We start from the raw sequence: 21,004 nt of genomic DNA, 5'->3' as shown, positions 1-21,004 counted from the left end.
TTATGAATATGAACAATCTTATTTTTGACTTCCCGGACTACAGAATTGAGTTTTCACCCGGCTGTGCCGGATTCCCCTCTTCTCTCAAGCTAAAACAGCGTCATGAGAAAGAGCAGGAGCTGCTTCGCAGCCAGGGATCATGGCTGACCATCCAGGCAGCAGACGGTACGGACATCGTCCCCGTACTGCCCGATGACTACAAACCCAAAACTACACAGTCAGACGGCACCGTTCTCATAGATTTCTGGAATATCCCCCTGACTGCCCGCGGAAAAATTCTGTCGGACTGGTTCTTAAACCTTTCCTACGAACTGAACGAAGACGGCGTCGGGTTTATTCATTTATTTTTCAGCGCGATGACGCTTCCGCTGCCAGATCTGAAGACCTTCCGCCTAAGAATCCCGCTGAACTTTCAGGCTGAGAAAGTAACCTACGGCTATTGGCGCCGACCTGAATCTATCAACAGCAGTTCCATACAAGCTGTAGATTCCTTTGTCCGCAATCAGACAGAGAAAAAGAATCTCCGTTTCAGCCATGAAATTATACCCCTGATCGGCTTTGATTACGGCATATCCCCGGAAACCATATCCTGTCACTTTGAATGGATGGCAGAGGGGCAGAATTCCATAGGCGCTGATCCGAAAAACGTTTCCTCCACCCTCATCTGGGAACAGGGAGAGCCCACTCTCATTTTCGACTTTATTGAAACTAATATTTCTTCCAATGAGCGCCCTTATCAATGGCGTAACCAGATGGGCTTTGTCCTGGGACAGACTCCGAAAGTCCGCAGGCATCCGCCTTTAAGAGTCTACCATTACCTGGATCTGTTCCGGCGCTATCCCACAGATAACCAGATTCAGAAAATGGCGGCAGAGGGGGCGGATGTTCTGATCCTGCACGAGGGCTGGCGCGCCGATCTTCAAAACGGAGGCGTGCCGTACACACCTTCAGAATTTATGCGCGTAGTAAACTGCTGCCACCGGTACGGAATCCGGGTAGCCCCCTATATCCGCGGCAATGAATCTTCAGTCCGGGAAAATCAGGCGTCCTGGTTTAATTTCATCCTGCAGAAGGACTTTGACGGCCTGTACTCCGATTACGGCGGACCAGCCGGTTATTACTCTCAGGATGAGACTTATCCCGGCGGGCGCTTTGCTTATAAGGAACATTACAAAACCATGAAAGCCCTCAAGAATCAAACCATTGGAAAAGACGGAATCTTTTATCTGCATACCGGCCCCTTTTTCAGCGGCAGCACCCTGCCTTCCCTGGTAGACGGTTACACTTCCGGCGAGGGAGAAAAGGGTATTATGCTGTCGTCCCGCCGGGCCCATGCGTATTTCAGCGAGTCGGCACTCGGTCCCGGTTCCCTATGGACAGCCGCGTTTCCAGAATATAAAACCGGCAAAATCCTGCCCTATATGGCCAACATCGGACAAACTCCGCATGTAACTCTGGGCGTACAGCTCCGCAGTTCTTCCCTGGCGCATCCGTCGGAGCCCGACTGTGTCACCTTTGCGCGGCCGTTGTGGAAGCTGTACGGCCTGATGCAGGGGGAGCGCGATCTGCAGTTCTCCAACGATCAATGTGATGAAGAAATCCGCTGCGACAGCATACAAACAGGGGGAGCCCTGTATCGGCTCCAAGACGGTACCACCCTCCTGATCCTGTCTAATTTCAGGGATAAGAGCGCCCGTTGTACGGTAAATGTGCCATGGCTTAAAACAGCCACGGGCCAAGCCTGCTACCGGCTTTCCACCGGCGAGAGCGGTACTTCCTGCATCCGCGAACAGGACACAGACGCAAGAAGCTTCTCTATGGAGCTCCCTCCTTATGGGATTGGAGGATTTCTGATCTGCCCCGAAAATGAAAAATGGAGAAAACGGGTTGCCAAATATCTCCGTCCCTATCCGCAGCCTGATCAGACGGCTCAGTCCTATTGGAATTCTGTCGAACAGATGCGGCGTCTCCGCTTTGAGCCTGAAATTTCAGAAAAACAATATCTTCGGGTGCATATATCAACCCTGGCCCTGGGATGGGAAGACGCCGTCTGGTGGGATTTGTTCGACTCTGTATATGAACTTTATATCACCCCAGATAACGGGGTCCGGACTTTTCTGGGCTACATCGGGAATAATGGTTTTATGACAGAACCTCCGTCCGCGGAAGAAAAATTATGGCCCGGAAAGCAGACACCCTGGATCCCTCTTCACAAATTGCTCCCCAAAGGCCGGACATTGGTGGAACTCCGGGCTCGGCATCTGGGAGAGGACTTTTATTCCTTCGCCGAAGCCGATTGCGCACCCGAACCGGATCGTCAGGTACGGCAAATGATTTATATGAGCGAGCTGGACAGCGACAGAGCAAGAATGACATTTTATGTCTGTTTAAGTTAAAGATGGGATTGCGGCCTGGCAGGTGCGCATAAATGGGGCTGTAAAAAAACAGCCCTAAAGAAAAATCGCTGAGGTCGTGAGACTTCAGCGATTTTTGGCCGTCCAAGATGTGATCAACAGAAATTTCTTAAAGTCATACTCTTTGCTTTCATGGAAAACGGGGGTTCCTGTATCTTCTTGATGGCATGAAGGCACCTTCCTATGCCACCTTTGGCATCTTCATCCGAAATGAACTTACGGACTCCATCGAACAGATTTTCCTGGATGTGAATTCCTATATTTTCCAAAAGGACCATGTGGATCTGGAACATACCTACATCGATGGCACGAAAATAGAGGCCAATGCGAACCGCATACCTGGGTGTGGAAAAAATCCTGTACAAAGAACAGTGAAAGGTTTTTGAAAAGATATCGCTGCTGATCGATGCTATAAACAAGGAAGTGTTAGGATATTTCAATCTAAAACTTGAGAAGCGGCAAAAATATGCCATCGATTATGTTTCAAAACTCCTAGAAATGTACAAGAAAGACACCGGACTGGATGGAAGAAGATTCCACTTTAAATGCAAGCGAGCTGTTAATAAGAATCCATATGGGAGAACGGAAAAAATCTACGAATGCGAATCCTGTGAGGGCTGCCAATATAAAAGAGAATATGGTCCTAAGGCATCGGGCAACCGAACGATTCGTATGAATGAGGGGTTGACCGCCATACATCAGGAAGTAATTTCAAACCTTGAGTCAGTACACGGAGCACTTTTAAGAATGAACCGTAGTATCCAGGCAGAGAGGACGTTTGGCATTTTAAAACGGGATAAGTTATACAAAAGACTCTTGTGGTTTCAACCTTTATAAATATCATAATAAAAAGCAGAGAAAAGAACTAGCGGCTTAAAAGCCAAAAGTGATAGACATAGCCTTATTAAGTGTACACTTTTTTACGAGTAACATTAAGAATGACATGAAATAGTAATTTAAGAAAAGAAGGAATCGCCAGAACTGGCATTTGCCGGAACTGGCGATTCCTAATTAAGGACTTATTTTACAGCCCCTATATCTGTTATCATCTTGTCTCAAAGAGGATCGCTCCCTGACCCACAAGGTTTTCCTGAAGCTCTTTTATATCTGCCTGCAGTGCTCTCGGGGTGACGCCCTTCTTCACTGAGAGGGCTGCGGCGGTTCCCGCAGCCTGGCCTGTCACCATAGTCTGATGAAGGTATCTCAGATATGCGGGACGGTCGGTTGAAACACATTTTCCGGCTGCCAGCAGGTTTTCAATCTTTTTCGGCAGCAGACAACGGTATGGAATATCATAAGAGCCGCCGTCCTTCGGGAAGGCCATATCATTTTTGCCCGTATGGCATACAGCCAGTGTGTCCATGGCTGCTACATGATAGCCGCCCGCCTTGAAGGAACTTTTTCCAATCGTATCCGGGAACTGGCGGCAATCTGCCACGTCATCCCTTGTCAGCACATATTCGCCCACGATGCGCGGCCCTTCTCTCAACCGCAGTTCAGTACAGGTGCGGGTGATATACGCATGTTCAAATCCCGGCACATAATTCTTGAAGAATCTCCAAGCGATCATGTTCTGTTTCCGGCATTCAATGTTACATCTGGTCAGATCCCACGCGTCTGTCGGAACTGCGTGGTCAACCTGTGAGGAATGCTGGAAATGAGCCTGGATGTGACCGCCTTCCTTGGGTGTCAGGAAGAAGCCCGCTCCCGAATAAGGATGCCAGTCTCCGTTTTTCAGGGCCATATCCCGCAGCTCGTAAAAGCCCATGATCTCTCCCAGTTCCTTAATATCATAACATTTTCTGTAATATTCTTCTACCTCTTCCCTCGTATTGGCATTTTCATAGGGGAAGATCAGCTGCTTAAAGGAAAACTGATCCGGATTCGTGCGGATATAGGTCAGCAGTTTATCCCAGTCAACACCGTCCACCGTAAAAGCCAACGTATGCGGTTGAATCGTATCTCTGTCTACGCAGGCGGTTTCCGCTCCTGCCTGCATAGATACATAACCCTCGCCGGTACAGTCAACAACTACCTGTCCGTGAATCGTGTTGCGTCCGTTGGCATTTTCCACAGCTACTCCCGTCACGGTATCACCATCTTTTTCCACGCCAACCACCAGCGTATCCAGCAGTAATTCAACACCCTCTTCTTCCATCATTTCAAAAACAAGCGCTACCCACCAATCCGGGTCTATATAAGAAAATGTGTAGGCCGCTTTTTCACGGATGGGGCTTCTCCATTCAGGCAGCGCATGTCCGCTCTTCAACAGTCTCTGATATGTCTCTTCTACGATTCCGCCCACATCTCTCTTTCCCTGTGAGTTAAACAGCCTGGCATAAGCGAATCCGGGAGGGCCGGAAAGGCTCATCTGCCCTCCGAGTACGCCCGTCCTTTCAATCAGCAAAGTCTTCGCGCCGTTTCTGGCGCTTGCAATTGCCGCGGCTACGCCGGAAGTTCCTCCGCCGCAGACAATTACGTCATATTTTGTATCATATCCCATGATATTCTTCCTTTCTTTATTTTTTATTTCCGTTTAAAATCCTCAAGAGATTTTGCGATTGTTCCATCCGGAAGTCTCAGCGCTTCCACACATCCTTCGCTGTGCAGCGCCCAGGGAAGGATAACGCCAGAGTGTCCTCCGCGTCCGCCGATGCAGACAACTTCCACATCTTTCGGAGTACGGGTAACCGGAAGCGGATGCCTGTTCTCCCATTCCTTCGGACGGACCGGTACAAGCCCTCTGTTCCGCACCATCGGAACTTCATGGTATACGTACTGATGAATGTGTTCCTGAATCATTTCTTTGGTATACCCTGCCTTTTTCAGCATGATGCCATGGTCGGGAGTCAGACAGACGATCAGCGGGCCAGGCATGTATGCGTTGTTGGAACCAAGCGTCGTGCAGCAGGCTGTAATCGTATCAAGAAGATCATGGCCGTTCAGGCTCAGGAAGTCGATGATATCATGCAGCGGCTCTGCCTTTAGTACATATACTGTTGTTGTTTCTGAATCATAATGATCCTCGTTAATCATATTCCACTGTGCCAGCTCCGGTTCTTCCGCAAAGCAGTATGTAAATTCGGCCTGAGAGGCGATGCAGTCCAGATCGCAGACTCCCGGAACAGAACGGAACACATTCATCATGACCAGATTTACCGCACGCCCGATGGTGGCATTGGCCGGATATCCCGGTCCCTGACAACCCTGCTTACCCGAAACGCCTGCCTGCTGCGCGATCGGCCCGGATACCAGGACCAGATTTCCACCCGGATGAGAAGTTGTAACCGACTGATTCAGGTTATATTCTTTATGATTCAGCGCTTTGAAAGCCGCCACCAGGATCGGCATGGCGTTGGGCTTACAGCCTGCCATGATTGCGGCAATCGCTACATCCTTTACCGTCACGCATTTACCGCTGGGTCCGCTGGGATCACAGAGTACCAGATCTTCCTCAAAGGGGCAATACTCCATCATTTTCTCATAGCGGGCGCGGGTGGGCGGGATAATCGGCAGTCCGTCGCTGATGTGCTCTGCGTTGAAATAATCGTTGATTTCTTCCAGATACGCGCCAGGCTCCTTCAGCATCTCTTCCTCTGCTTCTACTGTAAACGGAAGAATTCCATCCTTCGCAGGAGCTATCACATCCATTTTAGCGTCAATGTGGGCCAGCCGTTCCAGTTCCTCTCCGTTGCTGGTCAGCGACGCAAGGATATAATCCCATTTCTTATCAACCTCAGCCGCCACTTCCTCTACAGTGGTAGACTGCATGATATCCACGGAACACAGGCACAGATGGCCTGCACGGTATAAGCCTACGCCTTCGGTAATTCCGGTTCCTGGAGGCGCTGTCATGTAGACAGCCGGAATTCCAAGCTTTTCAAGTTCGATGGTCACTACCGTGGTGGAAGAAGACGTACCCATATCGCCAAAGGCGACGATGGCAGCTACAGGTTTTTCTTTTGCCAGCATGGCTGCATAATCCGCCAGCATGGCTGCATCCTTGCCCCGTACCGTTTCCGTATACTCCACCCAGTTGGTGGCCCCGATCTCAGTCAGATGCTCCTTAATGCGGTCGAACACCGTATAGTAATTACAGAAGCCGAGCTTTGTATTGTTGTAGAATAAAATTTTCCCGCTCTTTAATTCCTCCAGCGTCGGGCGCTTTGCCAGCTCAATGACTGTCCGGTTCTGGTATCCCCGTGGGTCCAGGATTTGATTTAAATTCTGTGACATTTTTATATCTCCTTTCTCGTTCTTTTCCTCTTGCCTTTAACTTTAAACCATATTTTTTTTACCTACAATTCACTTTGCGCCCAGCAAAGATTCCGAAAATGAATAAAGCCCACCCGTAACATTTTCTTATATAATAAAAAGGCGTTGTGCTGCAACGCCTTTTTACTTTAATGCTGGACAGTGATCCACTTCACTTCTGTATATTCTTCCGCCGAAAAGGAACTGTTTTCTCTTCCAACGCCGCTCATTTTCACCCCGCCGAAGGGCGCCCGGGTGGAACCTACGACCGTAGATTCATTGATATGTACCATCCCGGCTTCCATTTCATCTGCCAGCTCCAGGGCCAACGAAATATCGTTAGTCAGAATGGAGCTGGAAAGTCCATATTCATTATCATTGCACAACGCCAGGCCCTGCCGGGCATCCTCCGCGCGAACGACGCTGATAACCGGGCCGAAGCACTCCTCATAAAATACCTTCATATCAGGAGTGACATCTGCGAGCAGGGTCGGCTCATAAAAGGCTCCTTCATGCTTCCCTCCGGCAAGCAGCTTCGCTCCCTTGCCAACGGCGTCACTGACCAGCTCATCCAGCACCATACACTGTTTTTCATGAATCAGCGGCCCGACAATCGTATCCGGGCTGTGAGGATCTCCCACCGGAACTTTAGCCGCTTTTTCAGCCAGCGCCTGGCAAAAATCTTCATACACAGGCGCCTCAACCACTATCCTGCTGGTAGCCATACAGATCTGTCCCTGGTGGAAGTATCCGCCGAAGGACGCCAGCTCTGCTGCCTTGTCCACATCAAAATCCTTTAAAATCAACATGGGATTTTTTCCGCCCAGCTCCAGGGAATACCGTTTCAGCTTGCCGGCCGCCTGCTGGGCCAGCTTTCTCCCTACCTCGCTGGAGCCGGTCAGAGCGACCATCCGGACTCTCGGGTCCATAGCCAGGGCATCTCCCACCGTCTTTCCCGATCCCGGCAGCACGCTCAGCACTCCATGGGGCAGCCCCGCATGTTCAAAACACTCTGCAATGACCAGACCCGACAGAGGCGTATAGGACGCGGGCTTTAAGATAAATGTGTTCCCCATCGCCAGCGCGAAGGCAACCTTGTCAATCGCCAGAAACAACGGATAGTTAAATGGGGCGATCCCCACAACCACCCCCAGGGGATTCCTCACGTAATAGGACAGATGGTTATGATACTCTCCCTGTATGACGCCCCCGCCAATCCGGCTGCACTCGCCCGCCGCCGTCCGCAGCAGATCCACGCAGCTCCCGATTTCCGCGGACATCTTGACATACGAGGAACCACTCTCGTCGATCAGATCCGGAAGAAATTTTTCCGCGTTGGCTTCCATGTAATCCGCCGCCCGTAGCAGGATTTTTTCTCTCTCCTTCGCCAGCGTTTTCCCCCAGCTTTTTCTGGCTTCGTAGGCTCCGGCCAGCGCATCCTCTACTTCCTTCGGCCCGGCCTGCGGCACTCGGCAGAAAACCTCTCCGGTGGCCGGATTCACGTTTTCGATCCAGGCTGCAGTTTCCGGCTGTATCCATCTGCCGTTGACAAAAAGGTCATATATTCGCATCGCTTTTCCCCCTATTTCAGCATTGTGCGCAAGGCCTCAACCGTCCCTTCCAGTCCGAACCCGTACTTGTCATATAATTCCGGCCCGTCGCCAAATCCGGGATACAGCTGGGGTATTCCCATGCGCTTAAATTTACAGTCTAAATTTTTGTCCGCAATTACTTCCGCCACGGCGCTGCCCAGCCCTCCGATGGTGTAGTGATCCTCCAGTGTTATAATGCCGCCCGTCTCTTTTGCGGCCTTCACGATCGCATCCTCATCCACCGGCTTCAGCGTATGCATATCCAGAACGCGGACGGATACTCCCTCTTTTTCCAGGGAATTGGCAGCATCTACCGCCTGGCTCACCATGACCCCGCAGGCAATGATCGTGATGTCCTTGCCGGCTCTCGTCTCTATCGCTTTTCCTACCTGATAGTCCACCTCGCCCGGCTGATAGACCACCGGCTCTCCCTTGCCTCTTGCCAGCCGGATATAGACGGGGCCGGGATAATTCTCTGTCGCCAGCAGGATATCCCTGACAATCCCCGGATCGCCGGGCACAATTACCGTCATATTCGCCATGGATCTCACAAGCGCCAGGTCTTCCATCGCGTTATGCGTCGATCCGCCCGTAGACGTCAGTCCTCCGTTGGTCGCGACAATCCGAACCGGAAGGTTCTGGTAGCAGATATCTGTCCGCAGCTGTTCACAGGCCCGCATGGAAGCGAAGGTTGACATAGTAGTAGCATAAGGGATATTCCCTTCCAGCGCAAGCCCCGCGGCCATTCCGAACATGGTCTGCTCCGCGATCCCGGCATTGATGAAGCGCTCCGGGAATGCTTTTTTACAGCCCTTCACACTGCAGGTCCTCATCAGATCTGCCGTCAGCACATAGATTTTCTTATTTCTTTCTCCCATTTCCTGCAGGGTATCCCCGCAGATGGTTCTCGATGCCGCGAACTGGCCAAAGTTAAAGGTAACTCCCATATCACTCACCCCTTTCCTGATCCCAGGCCTTCTGCACTTCTGCCAGGGCTTTCTTCATGTCTGCTTCACCCAGGGAACCCGCATGCCAGTCCGGGTTATTCTCCATAAAAGAAACACCCTTTCCTTTAACGGTATGGCAGATCACAGCCGTGGGAACCTCCGAATCCGCCGGAGGAAGCTGGTCAATGGCATCTACAAGCTGTTCCATGTCATGGCCGTCCACCTCTGCCACATTCCAGCCAAAGGCTTTCCATTTATCGGCATAAGGCTCCATCCGCATCATTTCTTCTGTAAAATCATCCAGCTGCAGACAATTCCGGTCCACGAACACCACGAGATTTCCCAACTTGTACTGATGAGCGTTCAACGCCGCTTCCCAGGTGGTTCCCTCCTGAGATTCTCCGTCTCCCACTAATACAACGACCCGGTGCTTCTCCTGGTTCACCTTTGCCGAATAGGCCATGCCGCACGCAATCGGCAGCCCGTGCCCAAGGGAACCAGAGGAGGTTTCAACTCCCGGAAGATTTACCTTGCAGGGGTGCATGCCATAAGCGCTGTTCAGCTTTCCATAGGTCCGCACGATCTCGTCAAAATCAAAAAAGCCCCGTAAAGCCATAGTGATATACATGCCCACGGCACCGTGCCCTTTACTGAGAATAAACCTGTCCCGTCCAGGCATACGGATATCCTTCGGATCCACATTTAACCCATAATGGTACAGGGCCGTCATGATATCTGTCATGGACAGGTCCCCGCCTATGTGTACGCTGCCCTCAAAGGTTCCGCACAGCGTCAGAAGATTTCTGCGCATCTGATACGCTTTTTCTTTTAATTTCATTACTGTTTGTTTATCGGCCATAATTTCCTCCCTTCTGGATTTTGCCGTCTTAACATTCAAGTAAAATTTTTGGATATTTTGACTCTTTAAACAATTCAAACGCTTCCAGCGCCTGGGACAGGGGCAATATCTTGCCTATGATCTTATCCGTCTGCACGCGGGGCATCAGGTTTACTGCCCTTGGAAACAGATAATGACTGGTAAATACAGTCTGGATGCTGGCTTCCTTCATATATAATTTATACAGATTCAGCGGCATTTCGTATTCAGGCGGAAATACCGCGAAATATGTCACCTTTCCGCAATGCGCCACCATATCAAGGCATACGTCTGCCGCCTTTGGGGAGCCCGATACCTCAAACACGTGATCAAAACCACAGCCACCGGTAATTTCTCCGCTGCGAGCTTCCAGATCGTCCGACAGCGGATCCAGCGCATATTCCGCCCCCATGGACAGCGCCAGCTCTCTCTTCTCACGCACAGGGTCAATGGCGGTAACCTTAGCCCCTCCTGCCAGAAGCACCATGTTCAACAAAATAGAACCGATTCCGCCGATTCCCGACACTGCTACTGTCTGGCCATGTTTGATGCCTGCCAGATCCATGGCCCGAATGGTGCATACAGCCGGTTCTACCAAAGAATATTTTTTCAAATCTGCATCCGCCGGGATTTTATATACCGCACTGATGTCTGTAACTATATATTCACTGAAAGCAGCGACCGGTTGCGCGTGCAGGCAATACTGAGGCAGCCCTTTCTTACACATCGGGCATTTTCCGCAGACCGCTATGGGTGCCACCGCTACCTTGTCACCTAAATGAAATCCATACCCCTCCGTACCCTGTCCTAACTCTACAATCACGCCAGATGCTTCGTGACCCAGGGGAATTCCCGGCTGTGCGCCCAGTACGCCCATCGTCACCATATGCACATCCGTCGCACACAGCGCCGCATAAGCTGTTTTAATCTTCACCATCCCCGGCAGTACCGGGGGGATTTCCACATCTCTCAGCTCGATCCTGTCTTTCTCTGCAAAATAAACCGATTTCATTTTATTCATTGAACTACCTAGCTTTCCAGCCAGAGAACGCCGGCGGTATCTCCGCCGGCTGCCTCCGGTTTTCTGATTCTTCTACTTTTTTAGTCCAGGCCGGCCTCTGCTCTGATCTCATCAATGGTTTCCCACTTAAAGTCAAGCACCTTGCAATACTGGAGATCAGGATCATAGTAATCCTTCCAATTATCCTGGGTAATTACGCCTGTGGGCAGATCTTCCGCCGCCGGAAGATTGCTGGCGTCGTAGCCCTCTTCAAAAATCATGTGAATCAGGTCGATGCCCGCCGTCGCTGTCAGATCCGGGCTGTTATAGCCGGTACAGAGCATTTCGCCGTTCTCCAGATATGGGAACATTTCCTGGCCGCCGTCCGCGCAGCATGCAACATAAATATCCTTGCCCGGCGTCAGGCCTGAATCCTTAATCGCTTTGATCGCGCCTGCCCCCATAGGATCAGAGCCGGTCATGATCAGATTAATGTCCGGATTGCCTGCGATGATATCCTCGGTTGCCGCCAGGCCTCCTTCATTCGTCCATGCGCCGTCTCCGTTTACCGCAACAACTTCAAAATCCCATTTCTCGCTGGACAGTTTTCCGTTGTCTCTCAGCTCATTAAACATATTATAGGCTTCCATATAAGCATCTTCTTCGCTCGCAAAGGCGTTGCCCTGCTGCGCCGCACGTTCATATACAATACCTGCCATCATTCCGGTCATGCGGCTTTCATCAATGGTATGGCCCATGACGCCAAGGATCATGCCTGCTTTAATATGCTGGCCCTCAAAGAAATCACCCACATATACGCCGGATTCCCAGCCACCGAAGAAATTATTGGCCAGCACGGAGGTGATCACTGGTACATCTGTTGCAAAATCCACACCGCAGCCGATCACCGGTATTCCTGCCTCAACTGCTCTCTTCACATCCGCTTCAGCGGCGATGACGTCCATCGGATTCAGAATGATCGCATCAACTCCGTTCGTAATCATCGCCTCTACATCGGCGCTCTGCTGTGAAATGTTACCATCCGCATTAAACATTACCAGTTCATAGCCGTATTCTTCACATTTCGCTTTCGCTGCTTCATGCATCTGGGTAAAGAAGGAACTGCCCATCTGTCCCATGGACAGGCCTATTACCAGACCGCCTTTTTGTTCCTCCGGAAGAGCTTTGTCAATATCCGCGCGGCTTTTCATATCCGGATTCACAACGCCGCTCAGATTATTCCTCTCTGATACCGTATAGATTTCATGTACACCGGAGCTGCCGGAGCTCTCATCTGTGGATGAAGCTGCAGCTGCAGAAGAAGATGAAGTGCTGGAGGCCGCAGAGGAAGCGCCTGAAGAAGAAGCTTCCGGTGTTGCGGCAGCGCCGCTTCCTGAGGTGGATGTGGCTTCTGTCCCGCAGCCTGCCATCATTCCTGCTACCATTCCTGCTGACACCAGGACCGCCAGCAAACGCTTTACCTTTTCTTTTTTCATTTTAATCTCCTTTCGTGTGTTTAATTTTACAATTACTGCTTTTTACGTCCCAGGCTTTGCAGAAGGACGGAGGCAATAATAATAACACCTTTTACAACTTTCTGAGGGTATGCGGCAATGCTCAGAAGATTCATAATATTTCCTATTAACGCCATAATCAGGACACCGATGACTGTATTTACAACCGAGGCTTTGCCTCCATTGAGATTTGCGCCGCCAATTACCACTGCAGCAATCGCGTCCAGTTCATATCCGCCTGATACCGTAGCCGGCGTGCCGATAGCCGCCCGGCAGGTAACGAAAATACCAGCCAGCGCGCTCAGAACGCCGCAGACTGTGTACGCGGCCGCCTTGTACACATTAACATTGATACCGGACAGCCGTACCGCCGTTTCATTGCTTCCGGAAGCAATGGTAAGCCGTCCATAGGTGGTATATTTCACCAGGAAGATGAACAGAATTACAAACGCCAGCGCGACATATACCGCAACCGGCATACCGATCAGAGGATCTCTGACCTCTGCAAATGCCACCAACGCTTTTGTCGCCGCTGTATCCGGCAGACGTATGGGCTGGCCGCTCGTCAGTATGTACGCGATACCCTGTGCGATTGTCATAACCGCCAGCGTCGCTATGAAAGCCGCCATTTTGCAATAGGCCACCAGCACTCCATTCGCCAGCCCGACTAACGCACCGATGAGCGCTGTCAGGACTACGCAGCCCATGAGCCCCGGAACTGTCACCACATTGCCTCTTTCCAGAAACAATGCAATCACCACGCTGCCCACGCCCAATATCGCACCGCAGGACAGATCAATTCCTCCTGTCATAATTACCAGCATGCTGCCGATTCCCAGCAATACATACGGGACCTGCTGCCTCAATACGTTCGTTATGTTCCTGTAAGTCAGAAAATTCGAAGACAGGCATGCTGAAACAATGATTAACAGTATAAAAATAATAAGGGTATTATTTTCCTTAAAAAATTTCTTATAGTTAAATTTCTTTAACGCTTTTGCCTCGCTCATCTTATAGCCTCCGCAATTGTATTTTTGACCTTTAGTTAACGCCCATGGACAGGGCGATCAGATTGTTTTCCGTTAAATCTTCTTTCCGCAGTTCACCGGTGATTTCTCCGCCGCGCATGACAATGACCCGGTCGCACATGCCCATGATCTCCGGCATTTCTGACGATATCATGACAATCGAATATTCTTTTTCTGCGAAATCATTGATGATTTTATAGATTTCCCGTTTTGCTCCAACATCTACACCGCGGGTCGGCTCATCCAGAATCAGTACCTTGCAGTTAGAAGCCAAAAGCTTGGCAATTGCTACCTTCTGCTGATTCCCTCCTGACAGACTGGAAGTGTCGTCTTCCATACTTCCAATTTTGATAGATAGCTGCTCTACTTTTTCATTGACGAATTTAACCTCTTCTTTTTTAGACAGATATCCCATTGCCTTCCGGAACTGCTTCAGGCAGCCCAGTGTAATATTGTTCCTTATGGAAAGCTCCAGCAGGACTCCCTGTGTTTTGCGGTCCTCGGGTAACAGGCCTATCCCTTCCCGGATGGAATCTCTCGGGCTCCTGATTCTAATTTCCTTCCCGTCCAGAAATATTTTCCCTCTGTCTTTTTTGTCTTCTCCGAAAATCGCGCGGATGGTCTCTGTCCTTCCGGCGCCCACGAGCCCGTTAATGCCCAGCACCTCGCCTTTATGTACTTCAAAGGACACATTTTTCACCTTGCCTGCCACACAGATATTTTCCACTGAAAAATTCACATCGCCGATTTTTGCGTTTCTCGGCGGATATTGCTCCTGCAGCTCCCGTCCGACCATCATGTTCACTAGTTTTTTCTTTGTGATCGAGCTGGTTTCTACCGTATCGATATAATGGCCGTCCCGCATGATCGTGACCCGGTCGCATAGTTCCATGACCTCCTCCAGCCTGTGGGAGATGTAGATGATCGCCACTCCATCTTCCCTCAGCTTTTTCAGAAGCCGGAACAACTGAACCACTTCATTATTGGACAGCACAGAAGTGGGCTCATCCAGAATCAATACCGACGCATTTCTGGATAACGCTTTGCAGATTTCCACTACCTGCTGATAGGCGACCGAAAGATCACCCACTTCATCTGTCGCGCGGATATTGGAAAATCCTGTTTCGTCCAAATAGTGCTGCGCCCTTTGCCGGAGCTTTTTCCATTTAATAACTTTTCCATCGCTGTTCAGATTGTCAATAAAAATATTTTCTGCCACCGTCAGGTCATTGACCAGCATCAGTTCCTGGTAAATGATTGAAATCCCCAGATTCATCCCATCTCTCGGATTTCTGATATTAACAGGTTTTCCGTCGATTAAAATCTCTCCCTCATCTTTGCTCAGGGAGCCGACCAATATTTTCATCAGTGTGGATTTTCCGGCTCCGTTCTCACCCATCAGGGCATGAATTTCGCCTCTTCTCACCTGCAGGCAGGCATGGTCCAAAGCCTGGACACCGCCGAAACGCTTGCAGATATTCCTCATCTCTACCTGATATCCTGCATCGCTCATAAACGCCTCCTATCTTGCCAGCATATATCCGCCGTCGACTGTCAATACTGCCCCTGTAATCTGCTCCGCGGCCTCACTGGCCAGGAATACGGCCGCCGCCCCTATTTCAATGGGTTTTCCAAAACGTCCTGTCGGAGTGCAGGACAGCCAGTATTCGGTCCATCCCTTTGTCTCCCCCTCATCCGGGACTCCTGTCACCAGATTTGTCTCGGTATAGCCCGGAGCTATGGCGTTCACCCGTATTCCGTATTGCGCCCATTCATAGGCGAGACATTTCGTCAGCCTGTCACCCGCCGCCTTCGCAGCGTTGTAGGAACAGCTCTTCTGCGGGATATTTACGATCCTGGAAGAATTTGATGTAATGTTGATAATTCTTCCATATTTCTGTTTCTTCATCTGCAGCCCGGCATAATGGCACATCAGAAAGGTGCCGTTCAGATCCACGTCAAGTACCCGGTACCAGCCGCTTAAGTCCTCCGTATCCTCCATCGGATCAAAAGGAGTGGCTATTCCGGCATTATTCACCAGTACGTCCACTTTCCCGTAATCATTCGCCACTTGCTCTACAACTCTTCTGGCATCCTCCTGCTTAGTTACATCTCCGCCATAAAATCTGTAGGTTCCTCCTATCGGCGTCAGCTCCCGGATGGTTTCCTCTGCGCTCTCCTTCTTCCGGCACATAATCGCCACATCTGCCCCGCTCTCAGCCATTGCCCTGGATATTCCTCTACCGATTCCCTGATTGCCTCCGGTGATCAGAACTGTCCTTCCCTTCAGGGAAAAGGCATCTCTCATAGATTCTATCATCGCTTCACGCCCCTATCTTGAACAGTCAAACACCAGCTTTGCATATTTTCCGGACTTCTGGTCCGCATATGCCTGGCTGCATTCATCCAGAGAATAAATTTTCTCAATTACGGGTTTAAAATTCATCTGCGGAAGCATATTAACCGCTCTGGGAAAAGACTCCTGGGCCAGATACATCCCCTGTATCCGCAGCTCTTTCCGGTATGTATATTCCAGCAAGTTCATAGACATCTCATAATCCCGCCGGTACATGGACATGAAGACCAGATGCGCGCCTCTGGCGGCGAAGTCCAGGGTCTTTCTGGCAGCCGGTCCGTTACCGGAGGATTCGATGATCACATCAAAGCCCTTTCCTCCTGTCAGTTGTTTCACTTGTTCGTCAATATCCTCATCCATTGGGTTCAGAACATAATCAGCGCCCATCTCTATGGCCCTCGCGCGTTTTCCTTCCATCGGTTCCAGCACCGTCACCCGGCCGGCCCCGCTTCTCTTCAGAAGCTGCGCCATCATAAGCCCGATACCGCCGCCGCCCGATACCGCCACATGAGCGCCCAGCCGGAAATCTGCCAGCTCCACTGCACGCACTGCGATATTGAACGGTTCCGCGAGAGCCGCATCCAGCAACGTAACTCCTTCCGGAAGCTTATAGACCTGGTCCTCATGCCACACGATGTATTCTGCCTGGGCTGCCCCCAGCCCTTCCGCGTGTTCACAGAACTGGGACTGCCCGCTCAGGCAGTAATCGCAGCTTCCGCAGGTACGGTAGAAATTTCCCGTCACCTTGTCTCCCACCTTCAGGCCTTTTTTATTCGCCTCAGGTCCCAGCGCTTCAATAATGCCGGACAGTTCATGCCCGCAGGGTGACGGAACCGGCAGATCAAAATAGCCCTCCAGCAGATGGGGATCGGAACCGCACACCGACGCATAGGCAACCTTGATCAGCACATCATCTCCATGGACCAGCTCCGGCTTCGGAACCTCCAGACAGGCCACCTCTCCCCTTTCCTTAGTCTCTTCATTATAGGCTCTTACCAGCATAACCGCCTTCATATTCCATTCCTCCCTTTACCAGATAGTCACTCCGCCATCGATGATGAAATCGCTGCCTGTCGCATAGGAAGACAAGTCAGAAGCCAGGAACACAACAATTCCCATGATCTCATCCAGGGACGCAAAGCGGCCCATGGGGACTTCATTTTCCACATAGGTCTCCAGGGCCGACATGTCCATATTGTCATGAAGACCGGATAAAATCATTCCCGGACTGATACTGTTGCACCTGATGCGGTCCTCTACATAACTGACAGCTATTGATTTTGTGAGCTGAATCACTCCTGCCTTAGCCGCCGAATAAGCCACCATGTGCTGGCTCATATCTTTTCTGCTTCCTTTATTAATGATGTGCCCCGACATGGAAGCTGTATTTATGATAGAACCTCCGTTGCCTAATTCTTTCATTTTATTAGCCGCAATCCTGTCCACCAGGAACATTCCCGTAAGGTTCACATCCAGCACCCGGTTCCACTCTTCAAGATCCATCGAAGAAGGATTATCATCTCTTCCTCCGATCCCGGCGTTGGAAAAAACAACATCCAGTCTTCCGAACCGGTCCACAGTCTCCCAGATCATCCGTTCCACATCCTCTTCATCTGCCACATTGCCTGTGACCTTCTCCGCCCGGCAGCCATACCGTTTCTCAATTTCCCGGCAATTGGCATCCAGCGCCTCTTCCTTGCCGCAGATATCCATCAGAACCACATCGGCCCCTGCCTCGGCCAGCGCCGCCGCACAAGATCTTCCGATACCGCCCGCGCCCCCTGTTACAAATGCTGTCTTTCCCTTTAAGCTAAGCATGTCATAAATACTTTTCAGCTGGCTGATCTGTAATGGTTTCATCATTCTTCTCCTTTTCGCTCTCCTTTAGTTTTTTAGTCCTGAAGCTCAATCAGGTTCCCGTCCGGATCTTTCAAAAACACCCAGTGCTCTTCCGGTGTCGCCCGCATATCCGGCGGGAAGAAAAATTCAATTCCATCCCCCGTCATTTCTTCATACACTTTAAAAATATCATCCACCCTCAGGCAGATATGGGTATAGCCTGGACGGTTCCACCGCACATCCTCCCTGTCTGCAGCAGGCGAAAACTGAAACACTTCTATTACAATTCCGTCCCCGGACTTTAAAAAGCAAAAATCAGAAAAAGCCCCCTCCGGAAGCTGGTAGAGCTGACGATGCCTACCAATAAACTCTTCTGAGAACACGCCTTTCATCTCAAGCTCAAATCCAAAATACTTTGTATAAAACTCAATTGTCTTATCCATGTCCTGAACCGTCATTCCCACATGCAAAAAGCTTGCACCCATCATATGTCTTCCTCCCTGCTATTCAAGATTTCCCGGAACCGGCTACATCCAGTTTAAGCTGGCCGCAGCTCATTCCCCCTTTATTTTTGGGCATAATGCACAATTATTCTTTTATTTCTTACAGAGATTATATGGCTTTGACCATATACAGAGCAATTCAAATACCGTCACCCTATCCATTCCAATTTCGAATAACAAATTATAGTTTTTGTGGCTAGGTGTGGGTGGATACCCGGACGAAAAGCAGCGAGAGGCGAAGCGGAACATAATTCTGCAATTTAAAGGGGCACTCCCATTTTTGCTATGCTCCCCTTTAGGCAGACAGATGAATTAATAAAACTGTTTATCTGGAGGGGAGTTTTATTATGCCCAGAGGAATATTACCAGAAGTGAAGCTGCGGGCTGTAAAAGATTACATTTCAGGAAACGGATCCTATCTGTCACACGCCAGCGAACTTGGAGTGGGTAAAACCGTTTTTAGAAGATGGGTTAACAAGTACAAAACATTCGGTGAATCCGCTTTCATAAGAACCGGGCACAATCAAGCCTATTCAGCCTCCTTTAAAAAATATGTTGTTGAAACATATCTAAACGGAGAAGGATCTTACAGGGAACTGGCGGTCACCTATAACATCCCTTCCGAAAATACGATCAGACAGTGGATTTTGAAGTATAATGGACATGAAACGCTGAAAGCTTCCGGAACAGGAGGGAATGCTATCATGACCAAAGGAAGAAACACATTTATCAGGTGATTAAAGAGGAACATGGAGAACACCATTACCCGAGCCGCTCCTTATGTAAACTTGTCGGCATTACAAGAGCGGCTTACTACAAATGGCTGAACCATATAGAAACAGCAAATGACCGGCTGAACAAACAGATTTCCGACCGGTTGGAAGCAATTCATCAAGAACATCCTGACATGGGATATCGGAGATTGAATGACAAACTCCGTCACGATCATGGCATCAAAGTAAATGATAAGAGGATTCTACGTATATGCAGGAAGCAGCAGATAAGGTCAAACTTGAATATCGTTATGACGGCTGTACCAGACCATCGAAAAATCCAGCTTTTATAGCAGAAAATATTTTAAACAGAGACTTTCATGCAGATAGTCTGAACAAGAAATAGGTAACTGATGTAACAGAGTTTAAGTATGGCACTTCCTTTGACCATATCCATAAGCTATACCTGAGTGTGATTCTGGACTTATGTGATCATCGTCCAGTTGCATATGTGTTAAGTGATCACAATAACAATCAACTGGTATTTGATACATTCGACCAGGCAGTAAAGAACAATCCGGGAGCTCATCCAATCATTCATAGTAATCGGGGATTCCAATATACCTCCCGTGTATTTTACCAAAAGCTGATAGACGCAGGAATGATACAGAGCATGTCCCGAGTGGCGCACTGTACGGATAATGGACCTATGGAAGGATTCTGGGGGATTCTAAAACGTGAAATGTATTATGGGAGGAAGTATCATACCAGAAAGGAACTTGTACAAGCGATAACAGCATATATAGACTATTACATAAATGACCGCCCGCAAAGGTGCCTTGATGTATTAACACCATTTGAATTTCATGAACGGTTATTAGCTGCGTAAAATATTGCCCGGCACAAACCGGGCAACACAAAAATTTATATATTTTTTTCATTGTCTACTTGACGGGTAGCACACCACATAATAAGGAGCACCCCATTTTTTTGTTAATTTTTCGATACTGTTTTCATCCGGAAGTGGTCCAGCACCAAAGCAAATACCAGGAGCAGGCCTTTGGCCACTGACTGCCAGAAGGAAGATACTCCGACTACCGACAATCCCGTGTTGAAGCATTGTATGATCATCAGGCCGATGAAGCAGCCTACCATAGTTCCCTTGCCTCCTGTGAAAGCAACGCCGCCCAGCACTGCTGCTGTGATCGCGTCAAAATCTGCTCCGGAAGCCGCCGTGGGAGCTCCCGTATGCATTCTGGCGGCCAGGATGATGCCGACCAGGGCGCCTATGGCGGAACTGAGCACATAGAGGACTGTGCTGATCCGTTTGGGGTTTATGCCGGCTAAATGTGCCGCTTCGGCATTTCCGCCGATGATATATACCTTCCGGCCGAAGGTGGTCTTTTTCAGGATGAATCCGAAGACCAGAAAGCTGACGATTAAAATGATGACCGGAACGGGGATCCATCCAAAGAGCTTGTAGGTTCCCAGATTGATGAAAGAACGGTTAGTTACACCGATCGGGCGGCCGTCGCTGATGATGTATCCTACGCCTTCACAAATGGAGGCGACCGCCAAGGTGGCGATAAAAGGCTGGATGCTGAAAACATTGGCCAGCGTTGAATTTATAAGCCCTACAACCGCACCTACCAGCAATACCAGAAGCATAGCCAGCGGCCAGGGCATTCCGCTTTTGATCAGCAGTGCTACCATGACGCCGCTCATGGCAGCCAGGGCAGAATTAGAAAGGTCAATGTGTCCGCCGATGATCAGGAATGTCTCACCGATGGCCAGCAAGCCGACCGTCGTGGCCGAATAAAAAATATTTGTAGCATTTTGAGTGGAAAAGTAATTGCCGTTTAGCACTGAAAAAACGATTACCACCACAATGAGGATCAAAAGGAGTATTGCACTGTTTGATTTTAATAGCATTTCTGAAAGTTTGAGTTTTTTCTTATTTTCCATGT

17 protein-coding genes and 2 pseudogenes are annotated in these 21,004 nt (G+C 49.8%); 5 read left to right on the top strand and 14 right to left on the bottom strand.

Going from position 1 to position 21,004, the window contains the following annotated elements; all coding sequences use genetic code 11:
• Positions 1 to 2: 2 nt before the first annotated feature.
• Both H9Q79_RS14665 and H9Q79_RS18730 read left to right on the top strand, forming a co-directional pair.
• Complete coding sequence (locus H9Q79_RS14665) at positions 3 to 2,396, top strand: hypothetical protein (protein WP_249328619.1); 2,394 nt, start codon at positions 3 to 5, stop codon at positions 2,394 to 2,396.
• 96 nt (positions 2,397 to 2,492) lie between these two features.
• A pseudogene (locus H9Q79_RS18730) lies at positions 2,493 to 3,291 on the top strand (transposase); the annotation flags it as partial.
• 168 nt (positions 3,292 to 3,459) lie between these two features.
• Here H9Q79_RS18730 and H9Q79_RS14655 read toward each other — a convergent pair.
• The 13 genes from H9Q79_RS14655 to H9Q79_RS14595 form a co-directional block, all read right to left on the bottom strand.
• Positions 3,460 to 4,917, bottom strand: a complete 1,458-nt coding sequence (locus H9Q79_RS14655) for an FAD-dependent oxidoreductase (protein WP_118646463.1) — start codon at positions 4,915 to 4,917, stop codon at positions 3,460 to 3,462.
• A gap of 23 nt (positions 4,918 to 4,940) precedes the next feature.
• Positions 4,941 to 6,650: a UGSC family (seleno)protein gene (locus H9Q79_RS14650; RefSeq protein WP_118646465.1), complete on the bottom strand. Its 1,710-nt coding sequence runs from the start codon at positions 6,648 to 6,650 to the stop codon at positions 4,941 to 4,943.
• Positions 6,651 to 6,817: 167 nt separating this feature from the next.
• Positions 6,818 to 8,239, bottom strand: coding sequence for an aldehyde dehydrogenase family protein (locus tag H9Q79_RS14645; RefSeq protein ID WP_118646467.1), 1,422 nt, complete (start codon positions 8,237 to 8,239; stop codon positions 6,818 to 6,820).
• An 11-nt stretch (positions 8,240 to 8,250) separates the two neighbouring features.
• Positions 8,251 to 9,207, bottom strand: coding sequence for a transketolase family protein (locus H9Q79_RS14640; protein WP_118646469.1), 957 nt, complete (start codon positions 9,205 to 9,207; stop codon positions 8,251 to 8,253).
• Between the two features lies 1 nt (position 9,208).
• Positions 9,209 to 10,066: a transketolase gene (locus H9Q79_RS14635; RefSeq protein WP_118646471.1), complete on the bottom strand. Its 858-nt coding sequence runs from the start codon at positions 10,064 to 10,066 to the stop codon at positions 9,209 to 9,211.
• A gap of 28 nt (positions 10,067 to 10,094) precedes the next feature.
• On the bottom strand, positions 10,095 to 11,105 hold the full coding sequence (locus H9Q79_RS14630) for a zinc-dependent alcohol dehydrogenase (protein WP_249328618.1): 1,011 nt from the start codon (positions 11,103 to 11,105) through the stop codon (positions 10,095 to 10,097).
• An 80-nt stretch (positions 11,106 to 11,185) separates the two neighbouring features.
• Positions 11,186 to 12,580: a substrate-binding domain-containing protein gene (locus H9Q79_RS14625; RefSeq protein ID WP_249328617.1), complete on the bottom strand. Its 1,395-nt coding sequence runs from the start codon at positions 12,578 to 12,580 to the stop codon at positions 11,186 to 11,188.
• Positions 12,581 to 12,612: 32 nt separating this feature from the next.
• Entirely contained in the window at positions 12,613 to 13,608 is a 996-nt protein-coding gene (locus tag H9Q79_RS14620; protein ID WP_118646479.1) for an ABC transporter permease, read from the bottom strand.
• Positions 13,609 to 13,639: 31 nt separating this feature from the next.
• Entirely contained in the window at positions 13,640 to 15,139 is a 1,500-nt protein-coding gene (locus H9Q79_RS14615; RefSeq protein WP_118646481.1) for a sugar ABC transporter ATP-binding protein, read from the bottom strand.
• A gap of 9 nt (positions 15,140 to 15,148) precedes the next feature.
• Complete coding sequence (locus H9Q79_RS14610) at positions 15,149 to 15,946, bottom strand: SDR family NAD(P)-dependent oxidoreductase (RefSeq protein WP_118646483.1); 798 nt, start codon at positions 15,944 to 15,946, stop codon at positions 15,149 to 15,151.
• Positions 15,947 to 15,958: 12 nt separating this feature from the next.
• Entirely contained in the window at positions 15,959 to 16,996 is a 1,038-nt protein-coding gene (locus H9Q79_RS14605) for a zinc-dependent alcohol dehydrogenase (RefSeq protein WP_118646485.1), read from the bottom strand.
• A 15-nt stretch (positions 16,997 to 17,011) separates the two neighbouring features.
• Positions 17,012 to 17,845, bottom strand: coding sequence for an SDR family NAD(P)-dependent oxidoreductase (locus H9Q79_RS14600; RefSeq protein ID WP_249328616.1), 834 nt, complete (start codon positions 17,843 to 17,845; stop codon positions 17,012 to 17,014).
• A 29-nt stretch (positions 17,846 to 17,874) separates the two neighbouring features.
• Positions 17,875 to 18,309, bottom strand: a complete 435-nt coding sequence (locus H9Q79_RS14595) for a VOC family protein (RefSeq protein ID WP_249328615.1) — start codon at positions 18,307 to 18,309, stop codon at positions 17,875 to 17,877.
• Between the two features lie 362 nt (positions 18,310 to 18,671).
• Between H9Q79_RS14595 and H9Q79_RS14590 the strand changes: the two genes are divergently transcribed.
• From H9Q79_RS14590 to H9Q79_RS18555, 3 genes and pseudogenes are all read left to right on the top strand, one after another.
• The gene (locus tag H9Q79_RS14590) at positions 18,672 to 19,061 is read left to right on the top strand and encodes a transposase (protein ID WP_249328614.1); all 390 of its coding nucleotides are present in this window, start codon (positions 18,672 to 18,674) and stop codon (positions 19,059 to 19,061) included.
• Positions 19,058 to 19,390, top strand: a complete 333-nt coding sequence (locus tag H9Q79_RS18690) for an IS3 family transposase (protein ID WP_408646440.1) — start codon at positions 19,058 to 19,060, stop codon at positions 19,388 to 19,390. The genes H9Q79_RS14590 and H9Q79_RS18690 overlap by 4 nt, the downstream gene beginning before the upstream one ends.
• A gap of 68 nt (positions 19,391 to 19,458) precedes the next feature.
• Positions 19,459 to 19,926: pseudogene (locus H9Q79_RS18555) on the top strand (transposase); the annotation flags it as partial.
• A gap of 104 nt (positions 19,927 to 20,030) precedes the next feature.
• Here H9Q79_RS18555 and H9Q79_RS14580 read toward each other — a convergent pair.
• Positions 20,031 to 21,002 carry an ABC transporter permease gene (locus H9Q79_RS14580; protein WP_249328613.1) on the bottom strand — a complete coding sequence of 324 codons (972 nt, stop codon included), beginning with the start codon at positions 21,000 to 21,002 and terminating at the stop codon, positions 20,031 to 20,033.
• Between the last annotated feature and the right edge of the window lie 2 nt (positions 21,003 to 21,004).

The sequence above is a fragment of the Wansuia hejianensis genome (assembly GCF_014337215.1).
GTDB classification, from domain to species: Bacteria; Bacillota; Clostridia; order Lachnospirales; family Lachnospiraceae; genus Scatomonas; species Scatomonas hejianensis.
Note: the sequence above shows the minus strand (reverse complement) of the source record. Positions and strands in the feature narration are given on the sequence as shown.

What these genes read in the sequence shown, in the direction of transcription:
- H9Q79_RS14595 (WP_249328615.1), bottom strand. Translation starts at nt 18,309, where the DNA reads ATGATGGGTGCAAGCTTTTTGCATGTGGGAATGACGGTTCAGGACATG.
- H9Q79_RS14630 (WP_249328618.1), bottom strand. Translation starts at nt 11,105, where the DNA reads ATGAATAAAATGAAATCGGTTTATTTTGCAGAGAAAGACAGGATCGAG.
- H9Q79_RS14590 (WP_249328614.1), top strand. Translation starts at nt 18,672, where the DNA reads ATGCCCAGAGGAATATTACCAGAAGTGAAGCTGCGGGCTGTAAAAGAT.
- H9Q79_RS14615 (WP_118646481.1), bottom strand. Translation starts at nt 15,139, where the DNA reads ATGAGCGATGCAGGATATCAGGTAGAGATGAGGAATATCTGCAAGCGT.
- H9Q79_RS14650 (WP_118646465.1), bottom strand. Translation starts at nt 6,650, where the DNA reads ATGTCACAGAATTTAAATCAAATCCTGGACCCACGGGGATACCAGAAC.
- H9Q79_RS14645 (WP_118646467.1), bottom strand. Translation starts at nt 8,239, where the DNA reads ATGCGAATATATGACCTTTTTGTCAACGGCAGATGGATACAGCCGGAA.
- H9Q79_RS14635 (WP_118646471.1), bottom strand. Translation starts at nt 10,066, where the DNA reads ATGGCCGATAAACAAACAGTAATGAAATTAAAAGAAAAAGCGTATCAG.
- H9Q79_RS14620 (WP_118646479.1), bottom strand. Translation starts at nt 13,608, where the DNA reads ATGAGCGAGGCAAAAGCGTTAAAGAAATTTAACTATAAGAAATTTTTT.
- H9Q79_RS14605 (WP_118646485.1), bottom strand. Translation starts at nt 16,996, where the DNA reads ATGAAGGCGGTTATGCTGGTAAGAGCCTATAATGAAGAGACTAAGGAA.
- H9Q79_RS14655 (WP_118646463.1), bottom strand. Translation starts at nt 4,917, where the DNA reads ATGGGATATGATACAAAATATGACGTAATTGTCTGCGGCGGAGGAACT.
- H9Q79_RS14625 (WP_249328617.1), bottom strand. Translation starts at nt 12,580, where the DNA reads ATGAAAAAAGAAAAGGTAAAGCGTTTGCTGGCGGTCCTGGTGTCAGCA.
- H9Q79_RS14580 (WP_249328613.1), bottom strand. Translation starts at nt 21,002, where the DNA reads ATGGAAAATAAGAAAAAACTCAAACTTTCAGAAATGCTATTAAAATCA.
- H9Q79_RS14665 (WP_249328619.1), top strand. Translation starts at nt 3, where the DNA reads ATGAATATGAACAATCTTATTTTTGACTTCCCGGACTACAGAATTGAG.
- H9Q79_RS14640 (WP_118646469.1), bottom strand. Translation starts at nt 9,207, where the DNA reads ATGGGAGTTACCTTTAACTTTGGCCAGTTCGCGGCATCGAGAACCATC.
- H9Q79_RS14600 (WP_249328616.1), bottom strand. Translation starts at nt 17,845, where the DNA reads ATGATGAAACCATTACAGATCAGCCAGCTGAAAAGTATTTATGACATG.
- H9Q79_RS14610 (WP_118646483.1), bottom strand. Translation starts at nt 15,946, where the DNA reads ATGATAGAATCTATGAGAGATGCCTTTTCCCTGAAGGGAAGGACAGTT.